This window comes from Pseudomonas salomonii (assembly GCF_900107155.1).
In the GTDB taxonomy this organism is placed as follows: domain Bacteria; phylum Pseudomonadota; class Gammaproteobacteria; order Pseudomonadales; family Pseudomonadaceae; genus Aquipseudomonas; species Aquipseudomonas salomonii.
This window is the reverse complement of record NZ_FNOX01000005.1, coordinates 49,166-74,608: the sequence shown is the minus strand read 5'-3', so window position 1 is coordinate 74,608 and position 25,443 is coordinate 49,166. Positions and strand designations below refer to the sequence as shown.

Annotated in this window: 24 protein-coding genes; 4 read left to right on the top strand and 20 right to left on the bottom strand. The window is 61.1% G+C overall.

What is annotated here, in order from left to right:
- Window positions 1-14: 14 nt before the first annotated feature.
- From mltG to BLV67_RS12745, 9 genes are all read right to left on the bottom strand, one after another.
- Entirely contained in the window at window positions 15-1,151 is a 1,137-nt protein-coding gene (gene mltG / locus BLV67_RS12785; protein ID WP_069787965.1) for an endolytic transglycosylase MltG, read from the bottom strand.
- Window position 1,152: 1 nt separating this feature from the next.
- The gene (gene pabC / locus BLV67_RS12780; RefSeq protein ID WP_069787964.1) at window positions 1,153-1,968 is read right to left on the bottom strand and encodes an aminodeoxychorismate lyase; all 816 of its coding nucleotides are present in this window, start codon (window positions 1,966-1,968) and stop codon (window positions 1,153-1,155) included.
- Window positions 1,968-3,212: a beta-ketoacyl-ACP synthase II gene (fabF, locus tag BLV67_RS12775; protein ID WP_056861643.1), complete on the bottom strand. Its 1,245-nt coding sequence runs from the start codon at window positions 3,210-3,212 to the stop codon at window positions 1,968-1,970. Before fabF ends, pabC begins: the two co-directional genes overlap by 1 nt.
- Window positions 3,213-3,340: 128 nt before the next feature.
- On the bottom strand, window positions 3,341-3,577 hold the full coding sequence (gene acpP / locus BLV67_RS12770; protein WP_016973676.1) for an acyl carrier protein: 237 nt from the start codon (window positions 3,575-3,577) through the stop codon (window positions 3,341-3,343).
- A gap of 192 nt (window positions 3,578-3,769) precedes the next feature.
- A complete protein-coding gene (fabG, locus tag BLV67_RS12765) occupies window positions 3,770-4,513 on the bottom strand; it encodes a 3-oxoacyl-ACP reductase FabG (RefSeq protein ID WP_069787963.1) in 744 nt (247 codons plus the stop codon).
- A gap of 21 nt (window positions 4,514-4,534) precedes the next feature.
- On the bottom strand, window positions 4,535-5,473 hold the full coding sequence (fabD, locus tag BLV67_RS12760; protein WP_069787962.1) for an ACP S-malonyltransferase: 939 nt from the start codon (window positions 5,471-5,473) through the stop codon (window positions 4,535-4,537).
- A 126-nt stretch (window positions 5,474-5,599) separates the two neighbouring features.
- Window positions 5,600-6,610 carry a phosphate acyltransferase PlsX gene (gene plsX, locus BLV67_RS12755; protein ID WP_074854472.1) on the bottom strand — a complete coding sequence of 337 codons (1,011 nt, stop codon included), beginning with the start codon at window positions 6,608-6,610 and terminating at the stop codon, window positions 5,600-5,602.
- Between the two features lie 4 nt (window positions 6,611-6,614).
- A complete protein-coding gene (rpmF, locus tag BLV67_RS12750; protein ID WP_069787960.1) occupies window positions 6,615-6,797 on the bottom strand; it encodes a 50S ribosomal protein L32 in 183 nt (60 codons plus the stop codon).
- 13 nt (window positions 6,798-6,810) lie between these two features.
- Complete coding sequence (locus BLV67_RS12745; RefSeq protein WP_005790551.1) at window positions 6,811-7,341, bottom strand: YceD family protein; 531 nt, start codon at window positions 7,339-7,341, stop codon at window positions 6,811-6,813.
- Window positions 7,342-7,446: 105 nt separating this feature from the next.
- Here BLV67_RS12745 and BLV67_RS12740 point away from each other — a divergent pair, with 105 nt between their 5' ends.
- A complete protein-coding gene (locus BLV67_RS12740) occupies window positions 7,447-8,025 on the top strand; it encodes a Maf family protein (protein ID WP_065929320.1) in 579 nt (192 codons plus the stop codon).
- Window positions 8,026-8,159: 134 nt separating this feature from the next.
- Here the strand turns inward: BLV67_RS12740 and BLV67_RS12735 are convergent, their stop codons facing one another.
- Genes BLV67_RS12735 through rluC form a run of 3 tightly spaced genes read right to left on the bottom strand, consistent with a single transcriptional unit; the run spans window position 8,160 to window position 10,773 of the window.
- Entirely contained in the window at window positions 8,160-9,143 is a 984-nt protein-coding gene (locus tag BLV67_RS12735) for a S49 family peptidase (RefSeq protein WP_065929321.1), read from the bottom strand.
- A gap of 24 nt (window positions 9,144-9,167) precedes the next feature.
- Window positions 9,168-9,827, bottom strand: coding sequence for an HAD-IA family hydrolase (locus BLV67_RS12730; protein ID WP_065929322.1), 660 nt, complete (start codon window positions 9,825-9,827; stop codon window positions 9,168-9,170).
- A complete protein-coding gene (rluC, locus tag BLV67_RS12725) occupies window positions 9,814-10,773 on the bottom strand; it encodes a 23S rRNA pseudouridine(955/2504/2580) synthase RluC (RefSeq protein WP_056861649.1) in 960 nt (319 codons plus the stop codon). The genes BLV67_RS12730 and rluC overlap by 14 nt, the downstream gene beginning before the upstream one ends.
- A gap of 756 nt (window positions 10,774-11,529) precedes the next feature.
- On the opposite strand from rluC, the gene rne reads away from it, so the two are divergent.
- Window positions 11,530-14,784: a ribonuclease E gene (rne, locus tag BLV67_RS12715; protein WP_069787959.1), complete on the top strand. Its 3,255-nt coding sequence runs from the start codon at window positions 11,530-11,532 to the stop codon at window positions 14,782-14,784.
- Window positions 14,785-14,974: 190 nt separating this feature from the next.
- On the opposite strand, the gene BLV67_RS12710 is transcribed toward rne, so the two are convergent.
- From BLV67_RS12710 to BLV67_RS12700, 3 genes are all read right to left on the bottom strand, one after another.
- On the bottom strand, window positions 14,975-15,562 hold the full coding sequence (locus BLV67_RS12710) for a nucleotidyltransferase family protein (RefSeq protein WP_069787958.1): 588 nt from the start codon (window positions 15,560-15,562) through the stop codon (window positions 14,975-14,977).
- Window positions 15,562-16,548: an XdhC family protein gene (locus BLV67_RS12705; protein WP_065929325.1), complete on the bottom strand. Its 987-nt coding sequence runs from the start codon at window positions 16,546-16,548 to the stop codon at window positions 15,562-15,564. Before BLV67_RS12705 ends, BLV67_RS12710 begins: the two co-directional genes overlap by 1 nt.
- 135 nt (window positions 16,549-16,683) lie before the next feature.
- Window positions 16,684-18,015: a dicarboxylate/amino acid:cation symporter gene (locus BLV67_RS12700; protein WP_017138374.1), complete on the bottom strand. Its 1,332-nt coding sequence runs from the start codon at window positions 18,013-18,015 to the stop codon at window positions 16,684-16,686.
- A 339-nt stretch (window positions 18,016-18,354) separates the two neighbouring features.
- Between BLV67_RS12700 and BLV67_RS12695 the strand changes: the two genes are divergently transcribed.
- Window positions 18,355-19,353 (top strand): AraC family transcriptional regulator, encoded by a 999-nt coding sequence (locus tag BLV67_RS12695; protein ID WP_017138375.1) that lies wholly within the window; start codon window positions 18,355-18,357, stop codon window positions 19,351-19,353.
- A 41-nt stretch (window positions 19,354-19,394) separates the two neighbouring features.
- Here BLV67_RS12695 and BLV67_RS12690 read toward each other — a convergent pair whose 3' ends face one another.
- The 3 genes from BLV67_RS12690 to BLV67_RS12680 are packed head-to-tail and all read right to left on the bottom strand — an operon-like array spanning window position 19,395 to window position 21,742.
- The gene (locus BLV67_RS12690) at window positions 19,395-20,741 is read right to left on the bottom strand and encodes an ATP-binding protein (RefSeq protein ID WP_069787957.1); all 1,347 of its coding nucleotides are present in this window, start codon (window positions 20,739-20,741) and stop codon (window positions 19,395-19,397) included.
- Complete coding sequence (locus BLV67_RS12685; protein ID WP_017138377.1) at window positions 20,738-21,415, bottom strand: response regulator; 678 nt, start codon at window positions 21,413-21,415, stop codon at window positions 20,738-20,740. The genes BLV67_RS12690 and BLV67_RS12685 overlap by 4 nt, the downstream gene beginning before the upstream one ends.
- Before the next feature lie 18 nt (window positions 21,416-21,433).
- Complete coding sequence (locus BLV67_RS12680) at window positions 21,434-21,742, bottom strand: hypothetical protein (RefSeq protein WP_065929328.1); 309 nt, start codon at window positions 21,740-21,742, stop codon at window positions 21,434-21,436.
- A gap of 138 nt (window positions 21,743-21,880) precedes the next feature.
- On the opposite strand from BLV67_RS12680, the gene BLV67_RS12675 reads away from it, so the two are divergent.
- Window positions 21,881-22,597 (top strand): 4'-phosphopantetheinyl transferase family protein, encoded by a 717-nt coding sequence (locus BLV67_RS12675; protein ID WP_065929329.1) that lies wholly within the window; start codon window positions 21,881-21,883, stop codon window positions 22,595-22,597.
- Between the two features lie 89 nt (window positions 22,598-22,686).
- Here BLV67_RS12675 and BLV67_RS12670 read toward each other — a convergent pair whose 3' ends face one another.
- Both BLV67_RS12670 and BLV67_RS12665 read right to left on the bottom strand, forming a co-directional pair.
- Window positions 22,687-24,297, bottom strand: coding sequence for an ATP-binding protein (locus BLV67_RS12670; RefSeq protein WP_069787956.1), 1,611 nt, complete (start codon window positions 24,295-24,297; stop codon window positions 22,687-22,689).
- A complete protein-coding gene (locus BLV67_RS12665) occupies window positions 24,294-25,019 on the bottom strand; it encodes a response regulator (protein WP_065929331.1) in 726 nt (241 codons plus the stop codon). Before BLV67_RS12665 ends, BLV67_RS12670 begins: the two co-directional genes overlap by 4 nt.
- Between the last annotated feature and the right edge of the window lie 424 nt (window positions 25,020-25,443).

The following is a 25,443-nucleotide window of genomic DNA, read 5'->3' as shown; positions in this document are numbered from 1 at the left end:
GTCCTTAGTCAGAGTCATTGCGGGCTTTGCGGCGCAGCGGCGTCCGGCGCAGGCTCGGCGGGTTTTTCAACCGGCGCGGCATCGGTCGGTGGCGTCGCGTCTTCCGGCGGTTTTACCGCCGGTGCCGGGCTGGAGCGATAATCGGCGCGGCGCTTGAGTTGGAACTCACGCACGGCGGCATTATGCGCATCCAGGTCATCGGAGAAAATATGGCTGCCATCGCCTCGGGCGACGAAATACAGGCTACTGCCGGCCACCGGGTTCAACGCCGCATGGATCGCCTCGCGGCCGACCATGGCGATTGGCGTCGGCGGCAGGCCGGCAATCATGTAGGTGTTATAGGGATTGGCTTCCTTGAGGTGCGCGCGGGTCAGCTTGCCGGTGTAGCGCTCGCCCAGGCCGTAGATCACCGTCGGGTCGGTCTGGAGCAGCATGCCGATTTTCAAGCGACGCACGAACACTCCGGCGATCTGCCCGCGCTCTTGCGGCACACCGGTTTCCTTTTCTACCAGGGAGGCCATGATCAGCGCCTGGTAAGGGTCGGTGTACGGCGCATCGGCGGCGCGCTGGCTCCATTCCTGGGCCAGTACCTCGTCCAGGCGGTTGTAGGCTTTTTTCAGGAATTCGACATCGGTCATGCCGCGCACGAAGCGATAGGTGTCAGGAAAGAACCGCCCTTCGGGAAATACGCCAGGGTGGCCGAGCTTATCCATCACTTCGCTGTCGCTCAGGCCCGACAGGGTCTGCACGATCTTTTCGTGTTTGGCCAACGCTGAACGCACCTGGCGAAAGTTCCAGCCTTCCACCAATGTCAGGCTGTATTGCACCACTTCGCCGCGTTGCCACAGGCCGATCAGGCCTTCGGCCGTCAGGCCTGGGGTCATGCGGTATTCGCCGCTGTGCAGCGACTGGCCGTCGAGGTTGAAGCGCCAGTAGAGGCGCAACCAGAAGGCACCCTCCAGCACGCCTTCGGTTTCAAGGCGATTGAAGGTGCCCGTCGGGGTCGCCCCGGCGGGAACATCGAGCAATTGTTCCTGGGTCAGATTCAGGGGCTGCTTCAGCGCAGAGTCGAGCTTCCAGGCCGAAAAGCCCAGTAGCAAGCCTGCCGAGACCAGGCCGATCTGCAGCAGTAAAACCAGTTTTCGTATCAACTCAAATTTCCAATAGCGCGCGAACAATGCCCTGCAGTTTACGGGTGAGCGGCCCAACCGACCAGCTCATCCCGGCGCAACCACGTACGGGCCAAATGCCATAAACGCTGTTGCACACGAAAACTTCGTCGGCCTGTTGCAACTGGTCCATGCTGATGTCGGCCACGGCCACCGGGATGCCCAGGGTTTGCGCCTGGGCCAGAATCTCAGCTCGCATGACGCCGGCAACCCCGCAACGATTCAGATCAGCGGTTAGTAACAATCCATTGCGCACCACGAACAGGTTGCTGAACACGCCTTCGATGACTCGACCGGACCTGTCCAGCATCAAGCCCTCGGCATGTTCGGCATCCTGCCATTCGGCGCGGGCGATCACTTGTTCAAGACGATTCAGGTGCTTGAGGCCCGCCAGCAACGGCTGCTCGGCCAAGCGCGTGGCGCACGCAAACAGGCGGATGCCATCGGTTGCATGGGCCAGAGGATAAGCAGCGGGCGGATTGCCCTGCAAGATACGGCGCACGGGGACGCCAGGGTTGATGCCATAGCCGCGCAGGCTGTCGCCACGGGTGAGGATCAATTTGAGTACGCCATTGCCCATGGCCGCGGCGTAAGCCAGCACTTCGCTGCGGATCAGGGTTTGATCCGCACTCAAGGCGAGGCGCCTGCACCCCTCTTCAAGGCGTTGCAGGTGACGGTCGAGCAGCACCGGCTGCCCGGCCTTGACGGCGATGGTCTCAAACAGGCCATCGCCGTACGCCAGGCCACGATCTTTCAGGGGCACGCTGCCCGCTGGCTGACCGTCGACCCAGCTGTGCATCACTCGGCGAACCGGCGGAACACCAGGGAACCGTTGGTGCCACCGAAACCGAACGAGTTGGAGATCACCACGTCGATCGGCATCGGTTGCGCTTCGTGAGGCACGAAGTTGAGGTCGCAGCCCTCGTCCGGCTCATCAAGGTTGATGGTCGGCGGAGCGACCTGATCCTTGATGGCCATGACGCTGAAGATCGCCTCGACCGCGCCCGCCGCACCCAACAGGTGGCCGGTCATGGACTTGGTGGAACTGACCGCCAGCTTGTAGGCGTGCTCACCGAACACCGACTTGATGGCTTCGGCTTCCGCCAGGTCACCCGTCGGGGTCGATGTGCCGTGGGCATTGATGTACTGCACCTGGTTGGCGTTGACCTTCGCATCGCGCAACGCGTTGGTGATGCAACGTGCAGCACCGGCACCGTCGGACGGCGGCGAGGTCATGTGGTAGGCGTCGCCGCTCATGCCGAAGCCGATCAGCTCGGCGTAGATAGTGGCACCGCGCGCCTTGGCGTGCTCCAGCTCTTCGAGTACCAGCGCACCGGCACCGTCAGCCAGTACAAAGCCATCACGGCCCTTGTCCCACGGACGGCTGGCGCGAGTCGGCTCGTCATTGCGCGTCGACAGCGCACGGGACGCGCCGAAGCCGCCCATGCCGAGGCCGCAGGCGGCCATTTCGGCGCCACCGGCGATCATCACGTCGGCTTCGTCATAGGCGATATTACGCGCCGCCATGCCGATGCAGTGCGTGCCGGTGGTGCACGCCGTGGCAATGGCGTAGTTGGGGCCCTGTGCGCCCAGATGGATCGACAGGAAACCGGAAATCATATTGATGATCGAGCCCGGCACGAAGAACGGCGAAATTCGACGGGGGCCGGAATCGTGCAGCGTGCGGCTGGTTTCTTCGATATTGGTCAAACCGCCAATACCCGAACCCATGGCCACGCCGATGCGCTCACGGTTGGCGTCGGTGACTTCCAGGCCGGCATTACGCACCGCCTGAAAACCGGCTGCCAGGCCGTATTGAATGAACAGGTCGAGCTTGCGGGATTCTTTGACCGAGAGATATTCCTCGACATTGAAGCCCTTTACCGAGCCGCCAAAACGGGTGGAATAGGCAGAAAGGTCCGTGTGTTCGATCAGACCAATACCACTGTGGCCAGCCAGAATGCCCTGCCAACTGCTCGGCACATCTGTACCCAGTGGCGACAACATACCCATACCGGTGACTACGACGCGTCTACGCGACACAGCACTCTCCTTTTTCTAATGACGACACTTTGCTTCGCAGCTTATTTTTCATCACCGCTTAAAGAAAAAACCGCACGCCGTTACAGCAGTGCGGTTTTTCCCTGACAGCAAGCGACGACTACAAACTATTACGCCTGGTGGGCAGTAACGTAGTCGATAGCAGCTTGAACAGTAGTGATTTTTTCAGCTTCTTCGTCCGGGATTTCGGTCTCGAATTCCTCTTCCAGAGCCATCACCAGCTCAACGGTGTCAAGGGAATCGGCACCCAGGTCTTCAACGAAGGAAGCGGAGTTGGTCACTTCTTCTTCTTTAACGCCCAGTTGCTCGGCAACGATTTTCTTGACGCGCTCTTCGATGGTGCTCATACCTTGTTTAACTCCTAATGGACAAATTCAGGCAGCTGGCCAGTGGGTAAGTGTATAGAAAGCCTTTTCAGCTTTTCAACTGAAAGCTTCACCCTCGTACCCGACCGGCCACCTGCCTATAAATTAAGTTGCAGCTTTATAACGGATTTTAGACAGCTCGTATGACATTTTTTTGAAGCGATCCGTCACAATTTAACTCATGTACATCCCGCCGTTCACCGGGATTGTAGCCCCAGTCACGTATGCCGCACCGTCGGATGCCAGGAAAGTGACCACATTTGCGATCTCTTGAGCCTGGCCCAGACGGCCCAGCGGAATCTGGGTCAGCAACGCTTCACGCTGTGCTTCCGGCAGTTCGCGGGTCATATCGGTGTCGATGAACCCTGGGGCCACCGAGTTGACCGTAATCGAACGCGAACCGACTTCACGGGCCAATGCACGGCTGAAACCTTCCAGACCGGCCTTGGCCGCTGCATAGTTTACTTGGCCTGCGTTGCCCATGGCACCCACTACGGAGCCAATATTGATAATTCGGCCCCAACGCGCCTTGGTCATGCCGCGCAAAACACCCTTGGACAGGCGAAACAGACTGTTCAAGTTGGTATCGACCACGTCGTACCACTCGTCGTCTTTCATGCGCATCATCAGGTTGTCACGGGTGATACCGGCGTTGTTCACCAGAATAGCCGGTGCGCCGAACTGTGTAGTGATCTCGGCCAGCACAGCAGCAACAGACGCGTCGCTGGTCACATTCAGCTCAAGACCGGTGCCTTGCACGCCGTTTTCCTTCAAGGTCGCGGCAATACGCTCAGCGCCCGAAGCGGAAGTGGCGGTGCCGATCACAACGGCGCCTTGACGGCCCAGTTCCAGGGCGATCGCCTGGCCAATGCCACGGCTTGCGCCAGTAACCAGTGCAACTTTACCTTGCAGACTCATGCAGGCTTCTCCTAAAGGGGTTCAGGCCAGTGCCGCGCGCGCGGCAGCGAAGGCATCCGGGGTATTGAGGTTGGCAGTCGACACGCCATCGGCGCAACGCTTGTTCAGGCCGGCCAGGACTTTGCCCGGGCCGCACTCGACCAACTCAGTGGCACCATTGGCAGCCAGGGTCTGTACCGACTCAACCCAGCGTACCGGCTTGTAAAGCTGCTCCAGCAGGTCGCGCTTCAGGGTGTCGAGGTCGGCGGCAACGGCCGCGCTGACGTTCTGTACCAGCGGGATCTGCGGCGCCTGCCAATTGATGGCGGCGATGGACTCGGCAAAACGCTCGGCAGCCGGGCGCATCAGCTCGCAGTGCGACGGCACGCTCACCGGCAACGGCAAGGCGCGCTTGGCACCACGGGCCTTGCAGCCCTCAATGGCGCGCTCGACAGCGGCCTTGGCGCCGGCGATGACCACCTGGCCAGGGGAGTTGAAGTTCACTGCGCTGACCACTTCGCCCTGGGCCGCTTCGGCGCAGGCTTCGATCACCACAGCGTCGTCCAGGCCGAGGATAGCGGCCATGCCGCCCTGCCCGGCTGGAACAGCTTCTTGCATCAACTGACCACGGCGCTCGACCAGCTTGACCGCTTCAGCGAGGGTCAGGCTGCCGGCGGCCACCAAGGCGCTGTACTCGCCCAGGCTGTGACCGGCCACGTAAGCCGGGCGTGCACCGCCTTCGGCCAGCCACAAGCGCCACAGGGCGATCGAGGCGGTCAGGATCGCCGGCTGGGTTTTATCGGTTTGATTGAGTTGCTCTTCCGGCCCTTGCTGGGTCAGTGCCCACAGGTCGTAACCCAGGGCATCGGAAGCTTCCTTGAAGGTTTCCAGGATCAGCGGATGGTGCGCGCCCAGCTCGGCCAACATGCCGAGGGACTGCGAACCCTGCCCTGGAAAGACGAATGCGAGGGATGTAGACATGTAACAAGCCCCTAATGATCTGGTCGTCAAAAATGCCCGCACCGACGGTGGGCGCGAACGAAACTGACAGATTGGATGGTCAATTGAACTGGCCGGTCACATTTAAGCACTCCCGGGCCGATTCGCCTAAGGCAACAGATCCTCAAGACGCCCGTGCAAACGTTGCGGCAGGTTTTCCTGGATCTCGATCAACGCTCGCGCAATCGCACTTTGAAAGCCCTGCACACCGGCCGAGCCGTGGCTTTTTACCACAATGCCCTGCAGCCCCAGAAAACTCGCGCCATTATGCCGTGCCGGCGCTAGGTCAGCCTGCAGACGGCGCATCAACGGCAACGCCAGCGCGCCGACCATGCGTGAGGCCAGATTGTGCTTGAACAAGGCTTCGATACGCGTGGCGATCATGGTCGCCAGGCCTTCGCTGGACTTGAGCAGGATATTGCCGACAAACCCGTCGCACACCACCACATCCGCCTCGCCGCGGTACAAGCCGTCACCTTCGACAAAACCGATGTAGTTCAAGCCCCGCGCACCTTGCAACAAGGCGGCAGCCAGCTTGACCTGCTGATTGCCCTTGATGTCTTCAGTGCCGATATTGAGCAACGCCACGCGCGGCCGGGCCACACCCAGCGCTTCAGCGGCCACCGAGCCCATCACGGCGAACTGGAGCAGGTGCTCGGCACTGCAATCGACGTTTGCACCCAGGTCCAGCAGTTGGCAATAGCCTTTTTGCGTCGGAATCGCCGCAACCATGGCCGGCCGATCAATACCCGGCAACGTCTTGAGCACATGACGCGACAACGCCATCAACGCCCCGGTATTGCCGGCACTGACACAGGCTTGCACCTTGCCATCACGCAACAACTCAAGGGCTACCCGCATTGAAGAGTCGGGCTTGCCACGCAAGGCTGCCGCGGGTTTCTCATCCATGCCGATGGTTTCGCTGGCCGCAGTAACGGTCAGGCGCGCGCGATCCACCGCCGGATGGCCGGCAATCAGTTCTTCAAGTAGGGAATGTTGACCGACGAGGGTCAGGTGCAGCGAGGGCGTAGCAGTCAGGCTGGCAACGCAAGCCTGAACAATGCTGCGGGGACCGAAGTCCCCGCCCATTGCGTCAATCGCGATGACTTGAGCAGACAAGTGATTACTCGTCAGCGCCCTTTTCGATCACTTTACGGCCACGGTATACGCCTTCTGGCGATACGTGGTGACGCAGGTGAATTTCACCGGTGGTTTTTTCTACAGACAGAGTGCTTGCCGTCAGGGCATCGTGCGAACGACGCATGTCACGGGCAGAGCGGGATTTTTTGTTCTGCTGAACAGCCATAATTGATTAACTCCTAAACGTTTGGGTCACGCTTTAACTGCGCCAATACACTGAACGGGTTGGACCGCGTTACCTCGTCCTCGCTCGGCTCGGCCTCGTCATCAAGGCCCTCCGGCTGCTGGCATTCTTCCGGATGATGAGCAGGCACAATGGGCAAGGCGAGCAAAAGCTCCTCCTCGATCAGTGCATGCAGATCCAATGGATCTTCGCCCAGTTCCAGCACGTCATAACCTTTCGGCAACGACTGGGTATTCGCACCCTCTTTCACCACAGCATAACTGCATTCGCTGTGGATCGGCAGGGTGACCAGCTCAAGACAACGCTGGCAAACCATTTTGACTTCGGTGTCGATAAAGCTGTGGATTACCACAGACTTACGTTCATCTCGTTCAAAAACGAATTTAGCCTGCACCGTACCGACAGTGTCGGAAAGCGGGTCGCAGAGTCTCTCCAAATCGGCCAGCAGCACTTCACCTTGAAGGGTGGTGCCACGATCAGCCAATTTGCGCGGGTCAACGTGAGGTGGAATCGGGTCATTCAACATAGGCGCAGCATTATAGGGATGCACCCAGCCATGTCAAAGGAAATTCAGCCCTGTGCGTCAGCTGGTCGCCCCGCTAGAATCGGCGGCTGCCTCGAGGAGACACCCATGCTGCCTTTATTACTCGCTTCCAGCTCGGTTTATCGCCGGGAATTGCTGGCCCGCCTGCACCTACCGTTCATCTGCAGCTCGCCGGATATCGACGAAAGCCATCGCGCAAATGAATCGGCCATTGAGCTGGTCAAGCGCCTGGCGCAAGAGAAAGCCCGCGCCCTCGCCGCCCGTCACCCAGGGCATTTGATTATCGGCTCCGATCAGGTGGCCGCACTCGATGGCCGCATTATCGGCAAACCCCACACCTTTGAAAACGCCCGCGAGCAATTACTGGCTGCCAGCGGCAAACGCGTGAGCTTTTTGACCGGCCTGGCGCTGCTCAACAGTGAGACGGGCCACTGCCAGGTAGACTGCGTGCCATTTACCGTGCAGATGCGCGAACTGAGTGTGGAGCGCATCGAGCGTTATTTGCGCGCGGAACAGCCTTATGACTGCGCAGGCAGCTTCAAGGCCGAAGGGCTGGGTGTGAGCCTGTTTCAGAGCACCGAAGGGCCGGATGCGACCAGCCTGGTCGGCCTGCCGCTGATTCGACTGGTGGACATGCTGCTGGCTGAAGGCGTGCAAATCCCCTAGGCCCTACCGCAAAGCCAAATGTGGGAGCGGGCTTGCTCGCGAAAGCGGAGTGTCAGCCAACATATCTGTCACAGACCCACCGTATTCGCGAGCAAGCCCGCTCCCACATTTCGACCTACATCAGGGCCGAAATATCAGCGCAGCGTCGGACCCTGGAAGCCCATGTAGTAGGCCAGCTTCTCCGCCACACTGGCACCCAGCTTCTTGGAGAAGCGATCAAACGGCGATTCCTGAACAGTGAAGTCCACCAGTTCCTTCTCGCCAATCACATCGCGCGCCACCGAACTGGCACTGCCCAGGCCGTCGATCAAACCCAACGGCAATGCCTGCTCACCGGACCACACCAGGCCGGAGAACAGCTCAGGATGGTCCTTGTCCTTCAGACGATCGCCACGCCCCTGTTTAACACTGGCAATGAACTGACGATGGGTGGTGTCGAGCACGCCCTGCCAGAACTGGGTTTCATCGGCCTTTTGTGGCTGGAACGGATCGAGGAACGACTTGTGCTCACCCGAGGTGTAGGTGCGACGCTCCACCCCCAACTTCTCCATGGTACCGACAAAGCCGTAACCGGCCGCTGTCACACCAATGGAGCCGACCAGGCTGGCCTTGTCGGCATAGATCTGGTCAGCGGCGCTGGCGATGTAATAGGCCCCCGAGGCGCCCAGGTCGGAAATCACCGCGTACAGCTTGATGTCCGGGTGCAGGCCGCGCAGGCGGCGAATCTCGTCATACACGTAGCCCGACTGCACAGGGCTGCCACCTGGGCTGTTGATGCGCAGGATCACGCCCTTGACCTTGGGGTCCTCGAACGCCGCACGCAGGCCGCCGACGATATTATCGGCGCTGGCGGACTCCTTATCGGCAATCACCCCGTTCACGTCGATAAAGGCGGTGTAGTTGTTGCTACGGGTGGCGCTTTTTTCCATGTCCATCAACGGGCTGAACAACGCCAGCATGGCGATGAGCCAGATAAACGTCAGCAACTTGAAGAAAATCCCCCAGCGACGCGCTCGGCGTTGCTCCTGGACACTGGCCAGCAGGGTCTTCTCCAACAGCTTCCAGCTTTTATCATCACCGCTTTCGGCCTTTTCGGGCGCTTTCCACTCGTCACTCATGCCATTAACCCCAGCAAAGACTTATCAGGCCCGGCTGAGCCAGGCGTGCAGTTCAGAAAAATGATCAATCGTCAGCCTGGGCTCGTATGCCTGCAAGGCTTCGGCAGCCTGGGCACCGTAGCTGACCGCCACGCTGTCCATGCCGGCATTGCGCGCCATCATCAGGTCGAAGGAAGCGTCACCCACCATCAACGCCTGACGCGGCGCTAGGCCGCAATGCGCCAGGATCTGCTCCAGCATCAGAGGGTGAGGTTTGCTGGCGGTTTCATCCGCTGCACGGGTGATATCGAAATAATCTTCAAACCCGTGGGCCTTGAGCACCCGATCCAGCCCGCGACGGGCCTTGCCGGTGGCCACAGCCAAGTGATAACCCTCGGCGCGAAACGCCTCCAGGGATTGCCTTACGCCGTCAAACAGCGGCGAAGGCGTGGCCTCCAGCCCTATGTAGTGGTCGGCGTAATGGTCACGAAAAGTCACCAGCTCTGTGTCGCTGATCCGGGGGTACAAGGTACGGATCGCCTCGGGCAGCCCCAGACCGATAATGCCTTTTACCGCCAGATCCGTGCACAACTCGAAACCCGAACGGGTCGAGGCCGCGTGCATTGAGTCGACGATGCGCCCAATGGAATTGCACAGCGTGCCGTCCCAATCAAAAATCAGCAGCTTGTAGTCAGGGTGCGACACTCAAACGCTCCACGGTCTTGGCCCACATTTCGTCGACCGGCGCCTGCAACTTCAGCTCGCCGCCATCGGGCAGCGGCACGGTGAGCATGTAGGCGTGCAGGAACAGGCGCTTGCCGCCCAGGTCGCGAATTTCCCTGGAGAAATCCTCATCGCCGTACTTGGTATCACCAGCGATGCAGTGGCCCGCGTGCAGGGTGTGCACACGAATCTGGTGGGTACGCCCGGTCACAGGCTTGGCCTCGACCATAGTGGCGAAGTCACCGAAGCGGCGCAGCACCTTGAACAGGGTCAGGGCTTCTTTGCCCTCCTCGTCCACTTCGACCATGCGCTCGCCGGAGCGCAGGTTGCTCTTCTGCAACGGCGCACGCACGCTCTTGATGGAACTGGCCCAGTTGCCCCGTACCAGTGCCATGTAGCGCTTGTCCACGCCATCGCCACGCAAGGCGGTGTGCAGGTGACGCAACATGCTGCGTTTTTTGGCGATCATCAGCAGGCCGGAGGTGTCACGGTCCAAGCGGTGGACCAGTTCCAGCTCCTTGGCATCGGGTCGCAACTGACGAAAGGCTTCGATCACCCCGAACGTCAGGCCACTGCCGCCGTGAACCGCAATGCCGCAAGGCTTGTTGATCACGATCAGCTTGTTGTCTTCGAAGACAATCGACGCTTCCAGGCGCTGCAACAGGCCCTGGGCCAATGGCACCGGCTCGTCACGCTCAGGCACGCGCACTGGCGGCACACGGACGATATCGCCCGCCTGCAGCTTGTACTCGGGCTTGATCCGGCCTTTGTTCACGCGCACTTCACCTTTACGCAAGATGCGGTAAATCAAGGTCTTGGGCACGCCTTTGAGCCTGGCCAGGAGAAAATTGTCGATGCGTTGGCCGGCATATTCCGGCGAGACCTCGAGCAGCTGGACGCTGGGGGTCTGGGGGGCGGTAGTCGTCATGGCGGCGATGATAACAATTTTTTATGGAATTGAAGCACTTAATCATTGCTGCTATAGTCGCGAACGCCGCCAAAAGCGGCCTGGACAGAGGACTTGCGGCAAACTGCCGGCCCTGACCATCGCAATTCATCAGGACGCGAGGCCGTCCTACGGGGCTTTCGCCACCTTGGAAGGCTCAGGATTGTAACAAGCGCAGGTGACATGAGGCCTGAAGCGAGTGCAGAAAGCAGAGTGAATACTCGCGTTCTGCGCCGATATTTACGGCCAGTTCACAAAGTGCAGTCAGTCTTGAGCCAGACCACGGCGAATGCTTCGGAAACAACGCCTGTTAAGAGCTGAGTGAGAGCGCAGTCGCCCACACCTAGTCTTGTTTAGCCATGAGCGTGGACTCCCCATTGGAGTACACGGTAAATGCCAACCCGCTGCGGATTCTGCGCGCGGCAGCACCCGAATTATCAGGGATACGTGTAGGGTGGAGATGCACAACCGTCGGACCGTGTAGCATTAGGCTTATAAGACGCTTCATCTCGTCCACAGTCGCCGGTTGATTCCTCCTCCTGACCTTAGCTTTTGTTGAAGTGGTGCCTTTGTCACCACCGCTAACAAGCAGGACGCGTCCGTCGCGATACCGGCCCAATTGGCTCGTTATTGCTGGACACTGGAGTGGCCAACCACTCTTGACGCACCTGACACCGACCGTGAGAAGTCGTGTGTGCCGAACGCCGTTTCCGGCAGCCCGGAAACCGACGGTACAACATGAAAAGAATGCTGATTAACGCAACTCAACCCGAAGAGTTGCGTGTTGCACTGGTAGATGGCCAACGCCTCTATGACCTGGACATCGAATCCGGTGCGCGCGAGCAAAAGAAGGCCAACATCTATAAAGGCCGTATTACTCGCATCGAACCAAGCCTTGAGGCTGCCTTTGTCGATTTCGGCTCCGAGCGCCACGGCTTCCTGCCCCTCAAAGAAATCTCCCGCGAATACTTCAAGAAAGCCCCCGAAGGCCGCGTGAACATCAAGGACGTCCTGAGCGAAGGCCAGGAAGTCATCGTTCAGGTCGAAAAAGAAGAACGTGGCAACAAGGGCGCTGCCCTGACCACTTTCATCTCCCTGGCCGGCCGTTACCTGGTGCTGATGCCGAACAACCCGCGTGCCGGCGGCATTTCCCGTCGCATCGAAGGCGAAGAACGCAACGAACTGCGTGAAGCGCTGAACGGCCTGATCGCCCCTGCCGACATGGGCCTGATCGTGCGCACTGCAGGCCTGGGCCGCAGCAGCGAAGAAATGCAGTGGGACCTCGACTACCTGCTGCAACTGTGGACCGCCATCAAAGAAGCCTCCCTGGATCGCTCCGCGCCGTTCCTGATCTACCAGGAAAGCAACGTGATCATCCGCGCCATCCGCGATTACCTGCGCCAGGACATCGGCGAAGTGCTGATCGACAGCGTTGAAGCCCAGGACGAAGCCCTGACCTTCATTCGCCAGGTGATGCCGCAGTACGCCAGCAAGATCAAGCTCTACGAAGACAGCGTTCCGCTGTTCAACCGTTTCCAGATCGAAAGCCAGATCGAGACCGCCTTCCAGCGCGTGGTCGAACTGCCTTCCGGCGGCTCCATCGTGATCGACCCGACCGAAGCCCTGGTGTCCATCGACATCAACTCGGCGCGCGCCACCAAAGGCAGCGACATCGAAGAAACCGCGCTGCAGACCAACCTGGAAGCAGCCGAAGAAATCGCCCGCCAGCTGCGCCTGCGCGACATCGGCGGCCTGATCGTGATCGACTTCATCGACATGACCCCGGCCAAGAACCAGCGCGCCGTGGAAGAAAAAGTCCGCGAATGCCTGGAAGCTGACCGTGCCCGCGTACAGGTCGGCCGCATCTCGCGCTTCGGCCTGCTGGAAATGTCCCGTCAGCGCCTGCGCCCCTCCCTGGGCGAGAGCAGCGGCATCGTCTGCCCGCGTTGCAACGGCACCGGCATCATCCGTGACGTTGAATCGCTGTCCCTGGCGATCCTGCGCCTGATCGAAGAAGAAGCCCTGAAAGACCGCACCGCCGAAGTCCGCGCGCAAGTGCCGATCCCGGTGGCCGCGTTCCTGCTTAACGAAAAACGCAACTCGATCACCAAGATCGAACTGCGCACCCGTGCCCGCATCGTCATCCTGCCGAACGATCACCTCGAGACGCCGCACTTCGAAGTGCAACGCCTGCGTGATGACAGCCCGGAAGCCCACAGTGGCCAGTCCAGCTACGAAATCGCCGCTGCCGCTGCCGAAGTGGAAGAAGTCCAGCCAGCCGCTGCGACCCGTACTCTGGTTCGCCAGGAAGCCGCCGTGAAGACCGCACCGGCGCGTGCGAACGCACCGGTCCCGGCTGAAGTCGCTGCACCGGTTGCCGCACCGGCCGCCCTGCCTGAGCCAAGCCTGTTCAAAGGCCTGGTGAAGTCGCTGGTCAGCCTGTTCGCCAGCAAAGAAGAGCCTGCTGCGCCGGTTGTGGTTGAAAAGCCTGCTACCGAACGCCCGGCCCGTAATGAAGAACGTCGCAACGGCCGTCAACAGAGCCGTAACCGCAACGGTCGCCGTGACGAGGAGCGCAAGCCGCGCGAAGAACGTGCACCGCGTGAAGAACGCGCGCCACGTGAAGAGCGTGCACCTCGTGAAGAACGTGCACCTCGTGAAGAACGTGCACCTCGCGAAGCCCGTGAAGAGACCCCAACCGTAGCCCGTGAAGAACGCGCACCACGCGAAGAGCGCGCACCCCGTACTCCGCGTGCCCCGCGTGAAGACCGCAAGCCACGTGGCGAGCGTGAAGAACGTGTGCGTGAACTGCGCGAGCCGCTGGACGCTGCACCGGCAGTAGCCGCCGTTGCTGCCGAAGCTGTCAGCGAAGAACGCCCGGCTCGTCAGCCGCGTGAAGAACGCGCCCCACGTGAAGAGCGCCAGCCGCGCCCACCGCGTGAAGAGCGTCAACCACGTGCCGAGCAAGCCGCTGCCACCAGCGAAGAAGAAGTGCTGACCGGTGAAGAGCAACTGCAGGAAGACGGTCAGGACAACGCCGAAGGCGATCGTCCACGCCGCCGCTCCCGTGGCCAGCGTCGTCGCAGCAACCGTCGTGAGCGTCAGCGTGATGCCAACGGCAATGTGATCGAAGGCTCGGAAGAGACCGGCGAGAACGGCGAAGCGGCCACCGCAGAGCCAACGGGCGCCGAACTGGCTGCCGGCCTGGCGGTGACCGCCGCCGTTGCCAGCAGCGTGATCAGCGCACCGGCTGAAGCCCAGGCGCATGAGCAAGCTGAACGCGCTACCGCTGCTGTTGAAGAAACAGCGGCTGTAGAAGCACCGGTTGCCGAGACCCCAGTGGTTGAAGCGCCGGTTGTTGAAACGCCAGTCGTCGAAGCCACTACCCCGATCGAAGCCCCAGTGGTTCCGGAAGTGGAAGTTGCCTCGCCAGTGCGTGAAGTGCGCGACGTTCAGCCAGAAGTCGAAGTGGCTGCTGTCGAGCCTGCACCGGTTGCCGAGCCTCAGCCAGTGGTTGAAGCCGTGGTTGAAGCGCCGGTTGTCGAAGAAGCTGCCCCGGCAGTGCGTGAAGTTCGCGAAGAACAGACCGCCTTCCAGTGGACTGCCGAACCCGCTGCACCGGTTGAAGCGCCAGCACCTGCCCCTGTGGTAGAAGAAGCGCCTGCACCGGTTGCCGAAGTGGTTGCCGAGCCAGCCCCGGTGGTTGAGCCTGCACCCGTGGTTGAAGCGCCCGTAGTTGCTGAAGCACCAGTGGTTGCCGAAGTCGCAGCCCCCGTGGTTGAAGCGGCGCCTGCCAGCGCCCTGACCGAAAACGGCCGTGCGCCGAACGACCCACGTGAAGTGCGTCGTCGTCGCAAGGAAGCTGAAGCCGCCGCGGCTGCAGCCGCTGCCGCACCGGCTGCCGACGCGGTCGAGGCACCAGCCCCGGTTGTTGAAGCCGTGGTTGAGCACAAGGCCCTGGAAGCAGAGCACGAGCCTAAACCCCTCGTCTGATTCCATCAGCCACTAAAAAGCCCCGCCTGAGCGATCAGGCGGGGCTTTTTTATGGGCGTTCAACTTAAGCCTTGTGGAGATCAAGCCTTGTGGAGATCAACGGTGGGAGCTGGCTTGCCTGCGATAGCATCACCGCAGCGTGACTGACACACCGAGGTGCCTGCATCGCGGGCAAGCCCGGCTCCCACCGTTAGTCTGTGCTGAAACTTAGCATCTGCGGTACGTCCACATCCCACAGCACACCGGGATCCTCCACGTGCACTTGCCGCACCACCGCCTGGGAAAATAACGGCTTCGCGCCACGATCACCGCTCAATGCCATCAGTTGCGGCCCCAGCGCCCGGCCAAAAGCCACCGGATGCCCGTACTTACCCGCCTGTACCGGCACACTGATGCCATCGTCCTGGACCGCGTCAATCACTCGCTCAAGGGTCGACGACTGAATAAACGGCATGTCCCCCAACACCACCAACCAACCATCGGCGTCACCACTGGCTGCGACGGCTGCCGCGATGCTGTCGCCCATACCTGGCGAGTCCAGCAACAAGACTTCACAGCCATACGCCTTGGCCAAACGAATAACGGCGAGGCGGTCCGGCGAGGTGACGAGCCAGCGCTCTACGATGCACGCTGGCAAGCTCACCAATACCTGTTCGATCACGGGGCGTGTCACACCATCGACGCCTACGCAATCGGCCAGCAACTTGTCTTGATCAGCGCCGGCCTCAGCGCGAAAACGACTGCCCTGCCCGGCTGCCAGCACAATCGCCGTGACCACTACTCAGCCACCACGGGCATTGGTTTTTTCTGCATTGGCGCAACACCGTTCTTGATCGCGACAATTTCCGCCATCAGTGACAGAGCAATTTCCGCCGGTGTATGACTACCGATATGCAACCCGATCGGCCCATGCAGACGTGCAATCGCCTCAGCCGACAACCCCAGCGCCGCCAGGGTTTCCCGGCGCTTTTGCGTATTGACCCGCGAACCGAGGGCGCCAATGTAGAACGCCGATGAGTCGAGCGCCGTCAGCAGCGCCATATCGTCCAATCGAGGGTCGTGCGTCAGGCAGACGATAGCCGTGCGCTCATCCGTCTGGATATTCAGCACCGCCTCATCCGGCATGCCGGGCACAAAGCGGCCATGCTGCTCTTCCCAGCCGTAGACGAATTCTTCGCGCGGGTCGCAGATCAGCACTTCGAAATCCAGCAGGCGCGCCATTTCAGCCACGTAGCGCGACAACTGCCCGGCGCCGATCAACAGCAAACGCCAACGCGGGCCGTAGATAGCCCGCAGGCGCTCGCCATCAAAGGTCACGACATCGGTCTTGGCCGCGCCGCTCAAGGTGACCTTGCCACTGCTCAGGTCCAGCTCACGCGCGACAATCTGGTGGTCTTCACAGCGCGCCAGCAATTGCGAGACCCAGCCGAATTCATCCACGCGTTCCTCAGTCAGGCGCAACGTGCCGCCGCACGGCAAGCCGAAACGCGCCGCCTCATCGCGGGTGACGCCGTAGGTCACCAACTGCACCGGCGGGCCATCCTCCGGCAAGCGACCATCCTGCAAGCGCGCGATCAAGTCGTCCTCGATGCAACCGCCCGACACCGAGCCGATCACCACACCATCGCCACGCAAAGCCAGCATTGCCCCCGGCGGGCGTGGCGCGCTGCCCCAGGTCTGAACCACGCTGTACAACACCACTCGGTGCCCGGCACGGCGCCATTCGAGCACGCTGCGCAGGACATTCAGATCCACACTGTCCATCAGGTCTCCTACAGCGGATAAAGTATTCACTTACTGTAAAGCAAGCAAAACCCAAAGCGCCACGTCAGAAACGCAAACGCCCCGAACCAGTCGGGGCGTTTGCAGGCTTTGGGTGTTGTTCACACCCTGGGCATTTTACTTGATGGCAGGCGCCGGGCCTTCGGCCACGCCCAGGTCATCTTCCGGACGGGTATCGGAGATACCGGTGCCGCCGGATGCCAACTCGCTGTGCAGCTTGTCGGTGTCCAGTTCTTTAACCCACTTGGCCACAACGATGGTGGCAACCGCGTTGCCCACCAGGTTGGTCAGTGCGCGGGCTTCGGACATGAAGCGGTCAATACCCAGGATCAGCGCCAGGCCGGCAACCGGCAGGTGGCCTACGGCCGACAGGGTGGCGGCCAGTACGATGAAGCCCGAACCGGTCACGCCTGCAGCGCCTTTGGAGGACAGCAGCAGCACCAGCAGCAGGGTGATCTGGTGGGTGATGTCCATGTGGGTGTCAGTCGCCTGGGCGATGAACACGGCAGCCATGGTCAGGTAGATCGAAGTACCGTCGAGGTTGAAGGAGTAGCCGGTCGGAATCACCAGGCCTACTACGGATTTCTTCGCGCCCAGACGCTCCATCTTGATCAGCATGCGTGGCAGTGCGGATTCGGAGGAGGAAGTACCCAGTACGATCAACAGCTCTTCACGGATGTAGCGAACCAGCTTCAACACGCTGAAACCGTGGGCGCGGCAGATAGCGCCCAGCACCACCACCACAAACAGGATGCAAGTGATGTAGAAGCAGATCATCAGCTGGCCCAGCTGCACCAGGGAACCTACACCGTAGGCGCCGATGGTGAACGCCATGGCGCCCAGGGCACCGATTGGCGCGAGCTTCATGATCATGTTGATGATGTTGAACATCACGTGGGCGAAGCGATCGATGAAGTCCAGCACCGGCTTGCCGTAGGCACCCAGGCGATGCAGGGCAAAACCGAAGATCACCGAGAACATCAGTACTTGCAGGATGTCGCCGTTGGCGAAAGCGCCGACGATGGTGTTCGGGATCACATTGAGGATAAAGCCAACCACGCTCTGGTCTGCACCGGCGGTCACGTAGGCCGCGACTTTGGAGGCGTCCAGGGTCGCTACGTCGATGTGCATGCCGGCGCCCGGTTGCACAACGTTGACCACGATCAGGCCGATCAGCAGGGCGATGGTGGAAACAACTTCGAAGTACAGCAGCGCGTAGCCGCCGGTTTTGCCCACCGATTTCATGCTTTGCATGCCGGCGATGCCGCTGACAACGGTGCAGAAGATGATCGGGGCAATGACCATTTTGATCAGCTTGATAAAGCCGTCACCCAGTGGCTTGAGGGCCACGCCGGTCTGCGGGTAGAAGTGACCGAGCAAAATACCGATAACGATTGCGACGATCACCTGGAAATACAGGGATTTGTAGATTGGCTGACGAGTCGTCATTGCAAAGTTCCTCAATCGCACCGTGTGGCAAAGATCCGCCATTGCCCACGACACTTCAATTGCGAACCCTCCTGCACTGGAGGGATTTGTTGTTTGCGAGGCCTGTAGGAACATTCCTGCGCTGTAATCCCTATCGCAAACGCCGTGCCACTTTGCTCTAATCGCCTGAAGGCCTTTAGACATCAGGGCCCAGGACAAACATCACGCCCTCGCCACTGTGGATGAGGTGGCGGAATTCCGCCCACTCACCCCATCTCGTCCTACAATTTGGCGGATATCCGCCTTGTCGCCCTACCCGGTGATGGCTAACATCCGCCACTCCATGGACGAGGCCCTCACATGCGTGAACGTACCATCGCCAGTCACTACGCCCGCGCCGCTCTGGGCGGTGCGCGCCGCGCGGGTTACGACTATTCGGGCCTGCTGCTGCAAGTGGGCATCACCCCGGAACTGCTGAGCGAACCCCGCGCCCGCATCGCCCCCGAGCAATTTACCCGGTTGTTACAAATGCTATGGCTGGGGCTGGACGACGAATACCTGGGGTTTGCCGAAGGCCCGAGCAAGCGCGGCACCTTCGCCATGATGTGCCACGCGCTGATTCACTGCCGCACCCTGGAGAAGGCTCTGGAACGCGGCTTATTATTTTATAGCCTATTCCCGCAGGGGCCGCGCTGGCAGTTGACCAGAGAAGGCGACTTGGCCCGTTTGAGCCTGGACGATTCGCAGCTGTGGGACCCGGACCACTTTCTCAGCGAGTGCCTGCTGGTGATCTGGCATCGCCTGGGCAGTTGGTTGATCGGCCAGCGTATCCGGCTGCAGCAGGCCACGTTCAGCTACCCGATGCCGGCCCATGCGGGCGAATACGACCTGCTGTTCCCGTGCCCTCAGGTATTTGGCGCACCGAACAGCAGCCTGGTGTTTCCCGCCCGATACCTGAGCCTGCCGTTGTTGCAGGACGAGCGCACCCTTAAGCACTTTCTCGAGCGCTCGCCCGCTGACCTGTTGTCGCGGCCCGATGAAGGCGACAGCTTAAGCAGCCAGCTGCGCCGCCTGCTCAGCCGCGACCGCACGCCCTGGCCCGACCTGGAGGCCGTCGCCCAGCACCTGCACATCAGCCCGCAAACCCTGCGCCGGCATTTGCGCGAGGAAGGCACCAGCTTTCAGGCGCTCAAGGATGAGTTGCGGCGGGACATCGCCATTTATCACTTGGGGCGTGCGGATTTGTCGTTGCAGGAGATTGCCGAGCAGTTGGGGTTTTCGGAACCGTCGGCGTTTCATCGGGCGTTCAAGAAGTGGACCGGGCTGACGCCGGGGGCGTATCGGGCGCAAGAAAGCTAGAGGTGGATTGCCTGCGATGAGGCCAGTAAGGGCAACAAGGATCAAGCCGCCGGAAAGTGAATCTTGAACGCCGCGCCACCCAACGGCGAATCCCCAAGGGTCAGCCGCGCGCTGTAGCTTTCAATGATGTCCTTGACCACCGCCAGGCCGATACCCTGCCCCGGATGCTGACGGTCCAGCCGCTCACCCCTTTGCAGAATCCGCGCACGCTGATCGGGCGGCACGCCAGGGCCGTCATCTTCGATGCACAGCTCAGTGCCTTCAAGGTTCTCCGTCAGGCTGATGCGCACTTCACTCAGGCACAGGCGATAAGCGTTTTCCAGCAGGTTGCCGAGCATTTCAAGCAGTGCGCCCTTCTCGATCGGCACATCACACTGGGGCGGCAACTCAAGGGTCACGGTCACGCGTTTGTCGCGGTAAACCTTGTCCAGCGTGTCACACAGGCTTTGCAACACCGGTTCCAGGCGCACCTGGTGACGCACCAGGCCACTTTTACGCAGGCTGGCGCGCTGCAATTGGTAGCCGATCTGCTGGCTCATGCGTTCGATCTGCGATTGAAGCACCCAGGCCTGGCCGCGCTCTTCCGGGCGCTGGGCCATGTCCTCACTCACGCCCTGCAACACCGCCAGCGGGGTTTTCAGGCTGTGGGCCAGGTCGTCGAGGGAGTCGCGGTAGCGCGCCCGCTGCTCGCGCTCACTGTGCAGCAAACGGTTGAGCGAGCCGGTCAGGCGCAGCAGTTCGCGGGGGTGTTCTTCGGTGAGGCTTTCGCGGGTGCCGCCTTCGATCTGGTCAAGTTCCTGACTCAAGCGGCGCAAGGCTTGCAGGCCCCAGGTCAGGCCCAGCCACAACAGCGTCAGCAATACCAGCAAGGCCGCGCCGAAACCCAGGTAGAGGTTTTCCTGCAGGCCTTCGAGGGTCAGTTGGTATTCACGCACCGGTTGCAGCGCGACGATACTGAACGCCGCGCTCTTGCCGCCCAGCAGCTTGACCTCGACGTCATACACGAAGAACTCCTGGCCATTGGCTTCGCGAATCCGCGCAAATTCATTACCGCGCCCGTCGTAGCGCGGCTTGTAGTTGATGTTTTCTTCCTGAGTCGCCCGCGAGCGCCAGACCAGATGGCCTTCACGGTCGTAGATGTAACCGAGCAGGCGGCTGTCAGTGAGGTTGAAGCGTTCGTCCGGCAACTGCGCCGGCATCAACAGACGGTTGTTTTCGACCCGCGCGGCGGAAATCAGCGTAGTCACATCCGAGGCCAGGCGCTGCTCGATGGAATCCTGCAGCGCCAGGCTGAACGCGCCTTGCATGGCGGGCAACAAGCCCAGCATAAACAGCACGGCCAGGGTGGTGGCCGCGAGCATCAAGCGCACACGTAGCGAGCGAATCAACGGCAGCGCTCATTGAACAGGTAGCCCAGGCCACGCACGGTGTCGATCGGCTTGAACCCGGCCGGGCCTTCCAGCTTGCGGCGCAGGCGACCCACCAGCACTTCGATCACGTTCGGATCACGCTCGTCGTCATCGGGGTAGAGCTGCTCCATCAAGCGGTCCTTGGCGACCACTTGCTGATGATGACGCATCAGGTACTCGAGAATCCGGTACTCGTAGGCCGTCAGCGCCAGCGGCTGCTCATCCAGCGAGGCTTGTTTGCGATTGAGGTCCAGCAGCAACGGCCCGGCGACGATGGTCGATTGGGTGAACCCGCTGGAGCGGCGCAGCAAGGCGTTCATCCGCGCCTCCAGTTCTTCGAACTGGAACGGCTTGACCACGTAATCGTCGGCACCGGCGGCCAGGCCTTCGACCTTGTCCTGCCAGTTGCCGCGCGCGGTGAGGATCAGGATCGGAAAAGTCTTGGCCTGGCTGCGCAGTTGGCGGATCAGGTCCAGGCCGCCCATGCCGGGCAGGCCCAGGTCGATAATCGCCAGGTCATGGTTGAATTGGCCGGTCTGGTACAGGGCTTCCTCGGCATTGGCCACAGCTTCGACCACATGGCCGCTGTCGGTCAGGCGGGTGAACAGGTGATGGCGCAGCAGCGCCTCATCTTCCACGACCAGCAATTTCATAAGGCTCTCCAAGGCGATTCAACTGTCCGACAGGGGGATATCATAGCGGCCCTGCAAGTCTTGCGGGCGCAGTTTAATGCCATTGTATTGGCCCGTCAGGTGTTCGTAGCCGGTACGGTAGGCAGGTTGCGGCGTGGTCATGCCCAAGGATTGGCCCCAAGGCGCGGCCTGGCCGCCTACCTCTTCGAGGCTCACACGTTGGATCAGGTTGCTGGATTTCCTGGTTTTCTCGCTGCCGAACCCGGCAAAAGCACCGTCCGAAGCCTGAACCCCAGCAGTGGCACCGAGCATGCTTAAGGCCAGAATCAGCTTTTTGATCGCAGTCATTGGGCTTACCTCTACGCGTTTTGGCTGTTAAAGCCAGACTACGCAGGCGCCCCTGAACTCCCCCTGAACGGGCTCTGAACCTGGCCTGAACCGCTGCGGGCTATGCACTGGCGTACCAACTGACGCAAAATACCGCGCATGACGCCTCTACCCGCTTGCTGCACCCCACTCGACGCCCATTGGCCACTGCCCATCCCGCTGCCGGGCACGGTGTTCTTGAGCACGCGATTCGACCCGGCCTTGTTGCTCGCCGATGACTTCCAGCGCAGCGCAGTGCCGCCGCCGGCCAGCATCCAGCGCTCGGTGGCCAAACGCCAGGCGGAATTCCTCGCCGGTCGCCTGTGCGCCCGCGCAGCGCTGCAACAGCTTGACCAACTGGATTGCGTGCCGGCCATCGGTGATGACCGTGCGCCGGTGTGGCCTGGGCATATCAGCGGCTCCATCACCCACAGCACCGGGCATGCAGCGGCCATTGTCGGGCACAAGGCGCAATGGCGCGGGCTGGGGATGGACCTGGAGAACCTGCTGTCATTGGAGCGGGCGGAGCGTTTGGCTGGGGAGATTCTGACGCCCGACGAATTGCAGCGCATGGCACTGGGGCCACGCGAGCAGGTTGCCTTGCTGGTGACGCTGACGTTTTCGGTCAAGGAGAGCCTGTTCAAAGCGCTGTATCCGATTGTGCAAAAGCGTTTCTACTTTGAGCATGCCGAGGTGCTTGAGTGGTCGCAGGCCGGGCGCGTGCGGTTGCGGTTGCTGACGGACCTGTCTGCTGAATGGTGTTATGGCAAGGAGTTGGAGGGGCAATTTGCGGTGGAGGGGGAGCAGTTGTTGAGTCTGGTGGCGGTCGGCGCCTGATAGATCGCTATCTCGGGCAAGCCCGGCTCCCACCTTAGGTTTGCGAATGCATTCAAAATGTGGGAGCTGGCTTGCCTGCGATGGCGGTCTTAAGTCTTGTCCTGATCCCTGGGCCAACTCAAACTGAAACACGCCCCACCCAGGTTGTTGCTCTTGCTGATCAACGCCCGCCCGCCGTGCCAATAGATAATCCGCCGCACGATCGACAAACCCAGACCATGCCCGCCTGAAGCTCGCGTGCGACTGTCGTCCAGACGCAAGAATGGCGTGAAGATCCGCTCCCAGGCGCTTTCCGGCACGCCCGGCCCGTCATCTTCCACATCGATGCGGCAGCGCACCTGGCCCACTTGATAACTAATCAATACCTGGCTTTGGGCATGGCGCATGGCATTGCTCACCAAATTTTGCAGGGCGCGGTGCAGGTAGCGCGGTTCGGCGTCGACCCAGGCGTCATCCCAATGTGCCGAGGACAGGCAGATGCCACGGGCGACACTGACCTGCGGGCGCAGTGGCGATAATTCGCCGATCACCTGATCGAGCAAGGCATTAAGGTCGACCCGCTGGAAATTCAGCTCCGGCGCGCCTTGCTCCAGGCGGGCGTAGGTGAGCATCTCGTCGACCAGGCCGTCGAGGTCCTGGATATCGCTGTCCATGCCTTCCATATATTTACGCCGCGCCTCTGGGGTGGCGGCGTCGCCGATCATCTCCAGGCCAAAGCGCAGGCGCGCCACCGGGGTGCGCAACTCGTGGGAGACCGCGCGCACCAGCTCGCGCTGGATCGCCAGCAATTGCTGCAAGTGCTCGGCCATGCCATTAAAGGCGGCGGCCAAACGCCCTACCGAATCGGCGCCACGGGCCGGCACACGCACTTCCAGGTTGCCTTTGGCGATGCGCGTGGCCGCTGCTTCCAGGCCTTTGAGGCGCCGTTCGAGCTGACGCACCAAGAGGTACACGATCAACCCGATGAGCGTGAGGCTGATCAACGCGATCAGGATCAGCCACTGCGGCGGGTACGGGTTCATTTGATACAGCGGGCCGATTTCCAGCACCCACGGCGTGCCGACCATACCGGCGAATACGCGGATGGAATCGCCGCCCTTGCCCAGGGCCATCACCGTATCGCCTTCCGCGACGCGGCGGCGCTGGTCGTCATCCATATCCGCCTGATCCAGCGTCATCAGGTGCATCTCAAAGCCAAAACCCTTGGCCTCTTTTATGTCCGCCAGGCGTTGCGGCTGCTCGGCCACCGGGAAGCGCACCAGTTCGTCAGCCAGCAGGTAAATCGTCGCACGCGCCAGCTGCTCGCTGATCTGCTGCACTTCACCCGTTAGCACAAGCTGCGACTGTTCGCTGACCAGGCGCAGCACGCGCGCGGCATGCGGGCCGGTCTGCTCCACCAGCACCTGGCCACGTTGCAGGCGATTGCGCTGGGTCAGGTCCAACTGGGCGTCCGCCAAGGGACGCAGTTCCAGGGGAATGCCGAGCAAGCGCTCCCACACCGCCAGGGCGCGCTGGCGCTCGATCGCGCTCATCGGTTGCAGGTTGTCGCCCATCAGCGCGAAGGTGCCGTGGGCCAGACGCTCACGGTACTGGCCGCTGCGCACTTCATTGAGCAGGTGCAGGGCCAGCACGCCGAGCAACGCCACCAGGACCAGCGCCGCGCACATGCCGCCGTAGATGCGCAGGAAGATCGAGTTCACAGCGGCATGTCGGCGGCAGCTTCGGGGACGAACAAGTAGCCTTTGCTGCGAATGGTCTTGATCAGCCGCGGGTGAATCGGGTCGTCGCCGATCTTGGGCCGAATACGCGAGATGCGCACGTCGATGGAGCGGTCCTGGCCATCGTAGCCAATCCCGCGCAAGGCAATAAAGATTTCTTCGCGGGACAGGATGCGCCCGGCATTCGCCACCAGCAGCCACAAGAGGTCGAACTCGGCGCTGGTCAGCTCGATGCTGCCCTCGTGCAGCCAGGCTTCGCGCAGGGCGTTGTCCACCACCAGCGGGCCGAACTGCAGGCGCCGCTGGTTTTCCACGGCGGCGGGTATTGCCGGCTCGCTGCGCCGCAACAACGCCTGGATTCGCGCCAGCAACAAGCGCGGGCGCACGGGTTTGCACACATAGTCGTCGGCGCCCATGTCCAGGCCCTGCACCTGGTCCATATCGTCGGTGCGCGCGGTAAGCATCAGGATCACCCCGTCGTAGCGCTCGCGGACCTTGCGGCAGATGCTCAGGCCGTCCTCGCCGGGCAGCATCAGGTCGAGGATCACCAGGTCCGGTTGTTCGGCGATGATGCGCGCCGCCGCCTGGGCACCGTCACTCTCCACGGACACCTGCAAGCCGTTGCTCTCCAGGTAATCACGGGTCAACTCGGCCAATCGCTCGTCGTCTTCGACGATCAATATTTGCCAGGCTTCTTGCTCCATGCGCTACCTCGCTTCTCATTATTGTCATGTGCGGGAAACACAATGTGGCCTCTCTCTATAGGGGCCGATTGTAGCCATGGGCCAGCCCTCCAGTACACGCCTGGAAATCCATTCGGTGATCGCGTTTTTTTGTGATAGGGTTCGCGCCCTCAAAAAACCAACAGACGGTTTTTGCCTTGGAATATTCGGTGACAAACGGCGTAATCCAGCAGTACTGCGGCCTACACGGGCGTTCCACGTTTCATACACATTTTACCCACAGCGTTATCCACAGGTAGTGCGTTGCTAAGCCCCCCAAAACGCATTATCTTGTACCTCGGCGCTAAAAAAACCCTACATGTAGGGTTTTAAGCGAAAAACCAAACACAAATCAGACAAGAAACTCAAGCGCTTTCTTGCTCCTGTTTGGTTGAACCAAAGCCTT

What these genes read in the sequence shown, in the direction of transcription:
- pabC (WP_069787964.1), bottom strand. Translation starts at nt 1,968, where the DNA reads ATGCACAGCTGGGTCGACGGTCAGCCAGCGGGCAGCGTGCCCCTGAAA.
- acpP (WP_016973676.1), bottom strand. Translation starts at nt 3,577, where the DNA reads ATGAGCACCATCGAAGAGCGCGTCAAGAAAATCGTTGCCGAGCAACTG.
- fabG (WP_069787963.1), bottom strand. Translation starts at nt 4,513, where the DNA reads ATGAGTCTGCAAGGTAAAGTTGCACTGGTTACTGGCGCAAGCCGTGGC.
- fabD (WP_069787962.1), bottom strand. Translation starts at nt 5,473, where the DNA reads ATGTCTACATCCCTCGCATTCGTCTTTCCAGGGCAGGGTTCGCAGTCC.
- rpmF (WP_069787960.1), bottom strand. Translation starts at nt 6,797, where the DNA reads ATGGCTGTTCAGCAGAACAAAAAATCCCGCTCTGCCCGTGACATGCGT.
- BLV67_RS12745 (WP_005790551.1), bottom strand. Translation starts at nt 7,341, where the DNA reads ATGTTGAATGACCCGATTCCACCTCACGTTGACCCGCGCAAATTGGCT.
- BLV67_RS12740 (WP_065929320.1), top strand. Translation starts at nt 7,447, where the DNA reads ATGCTGCCTTTATTACTCGCTTCCAGCTCGGTTTATCGCCGGGAATTG.
- BLV67_RS12735 (WP_065929321.1), bottom strand. Translation starts at nt 9,143, where the DNA reads ATGAGTGACGAGTGGAAAGCGCCCGAAAAGGCCGAAAGCGGTGATGAT.
- rluC (WP_056861649.1), bottom strand. Translation starts at nt 10,773, where the DNA reads ATGACGACTACCGCCCCCCAGACCCCCAGCGTCCAGCTGCTCGAGGTC.
- rne (WP_069787959.1), top strand. Translation starts at nt 11,530, where the DNA reads ATGAAAAGAATGCTGATTAACGCAACTCAACCCGAAGAGTTGCGTGTT.
- BLV67_RS12705 (WP_065929325.1), bottom strand. Translation starts at nt 16,548, where the DNA reads ATGGACAGTGTGGATCTGAATGTCCTGCGCAGCGTGCTCGAATGGCGC.
- BLV67_RS12700 (WP_017138374.1), bottom strand. Translation starts at nt 18,015, where the DNA reads ATGACGACTCGTCAGCCAATCTACAAATCCCTGTATTTCCAGGTGATC.
- BLV67_RS12695 (WP_017138375.1), top strand. Translation starts at nt 18,355, where the DNA reads ATGCGTGAACGTACCATCGCCAGTCACTACGCCCGCGCCGCTCTGGGC.
- BLV67_RS12685 (WP_017138377.1), bottom strand. Translation starts at nt 21,415, where the DNA reads ATGAAATTGCTGGTCGTGGAAGATGAGGCGCTGCTGCGCCATCACCTG.
- BLV67_RS12680 (WP_065929328.1), bottom strand. Translation starts at nt 21,742, where the DNA reads ATGACTGCGATCAAAAAGCTGATTCTGGCCTTAAGCATGCTCGGTGCC.
- BLV67_RS12675 (WP_065929329.1), top strand. Translation starts at nt 21,881, where the DNA reads ATGACGCCTCTACCCGCTTGCTGCACCCCACTCGACGCCCATTGGCCA.
- BLV67_RS12665 (WP_065929331.1), bottom strand. Translation starts at nt 25,019, where the DNA reads ATGGAGCAAGAAGCCTGGCAAATATTGATCGTCGAAGACGACGAGCGA.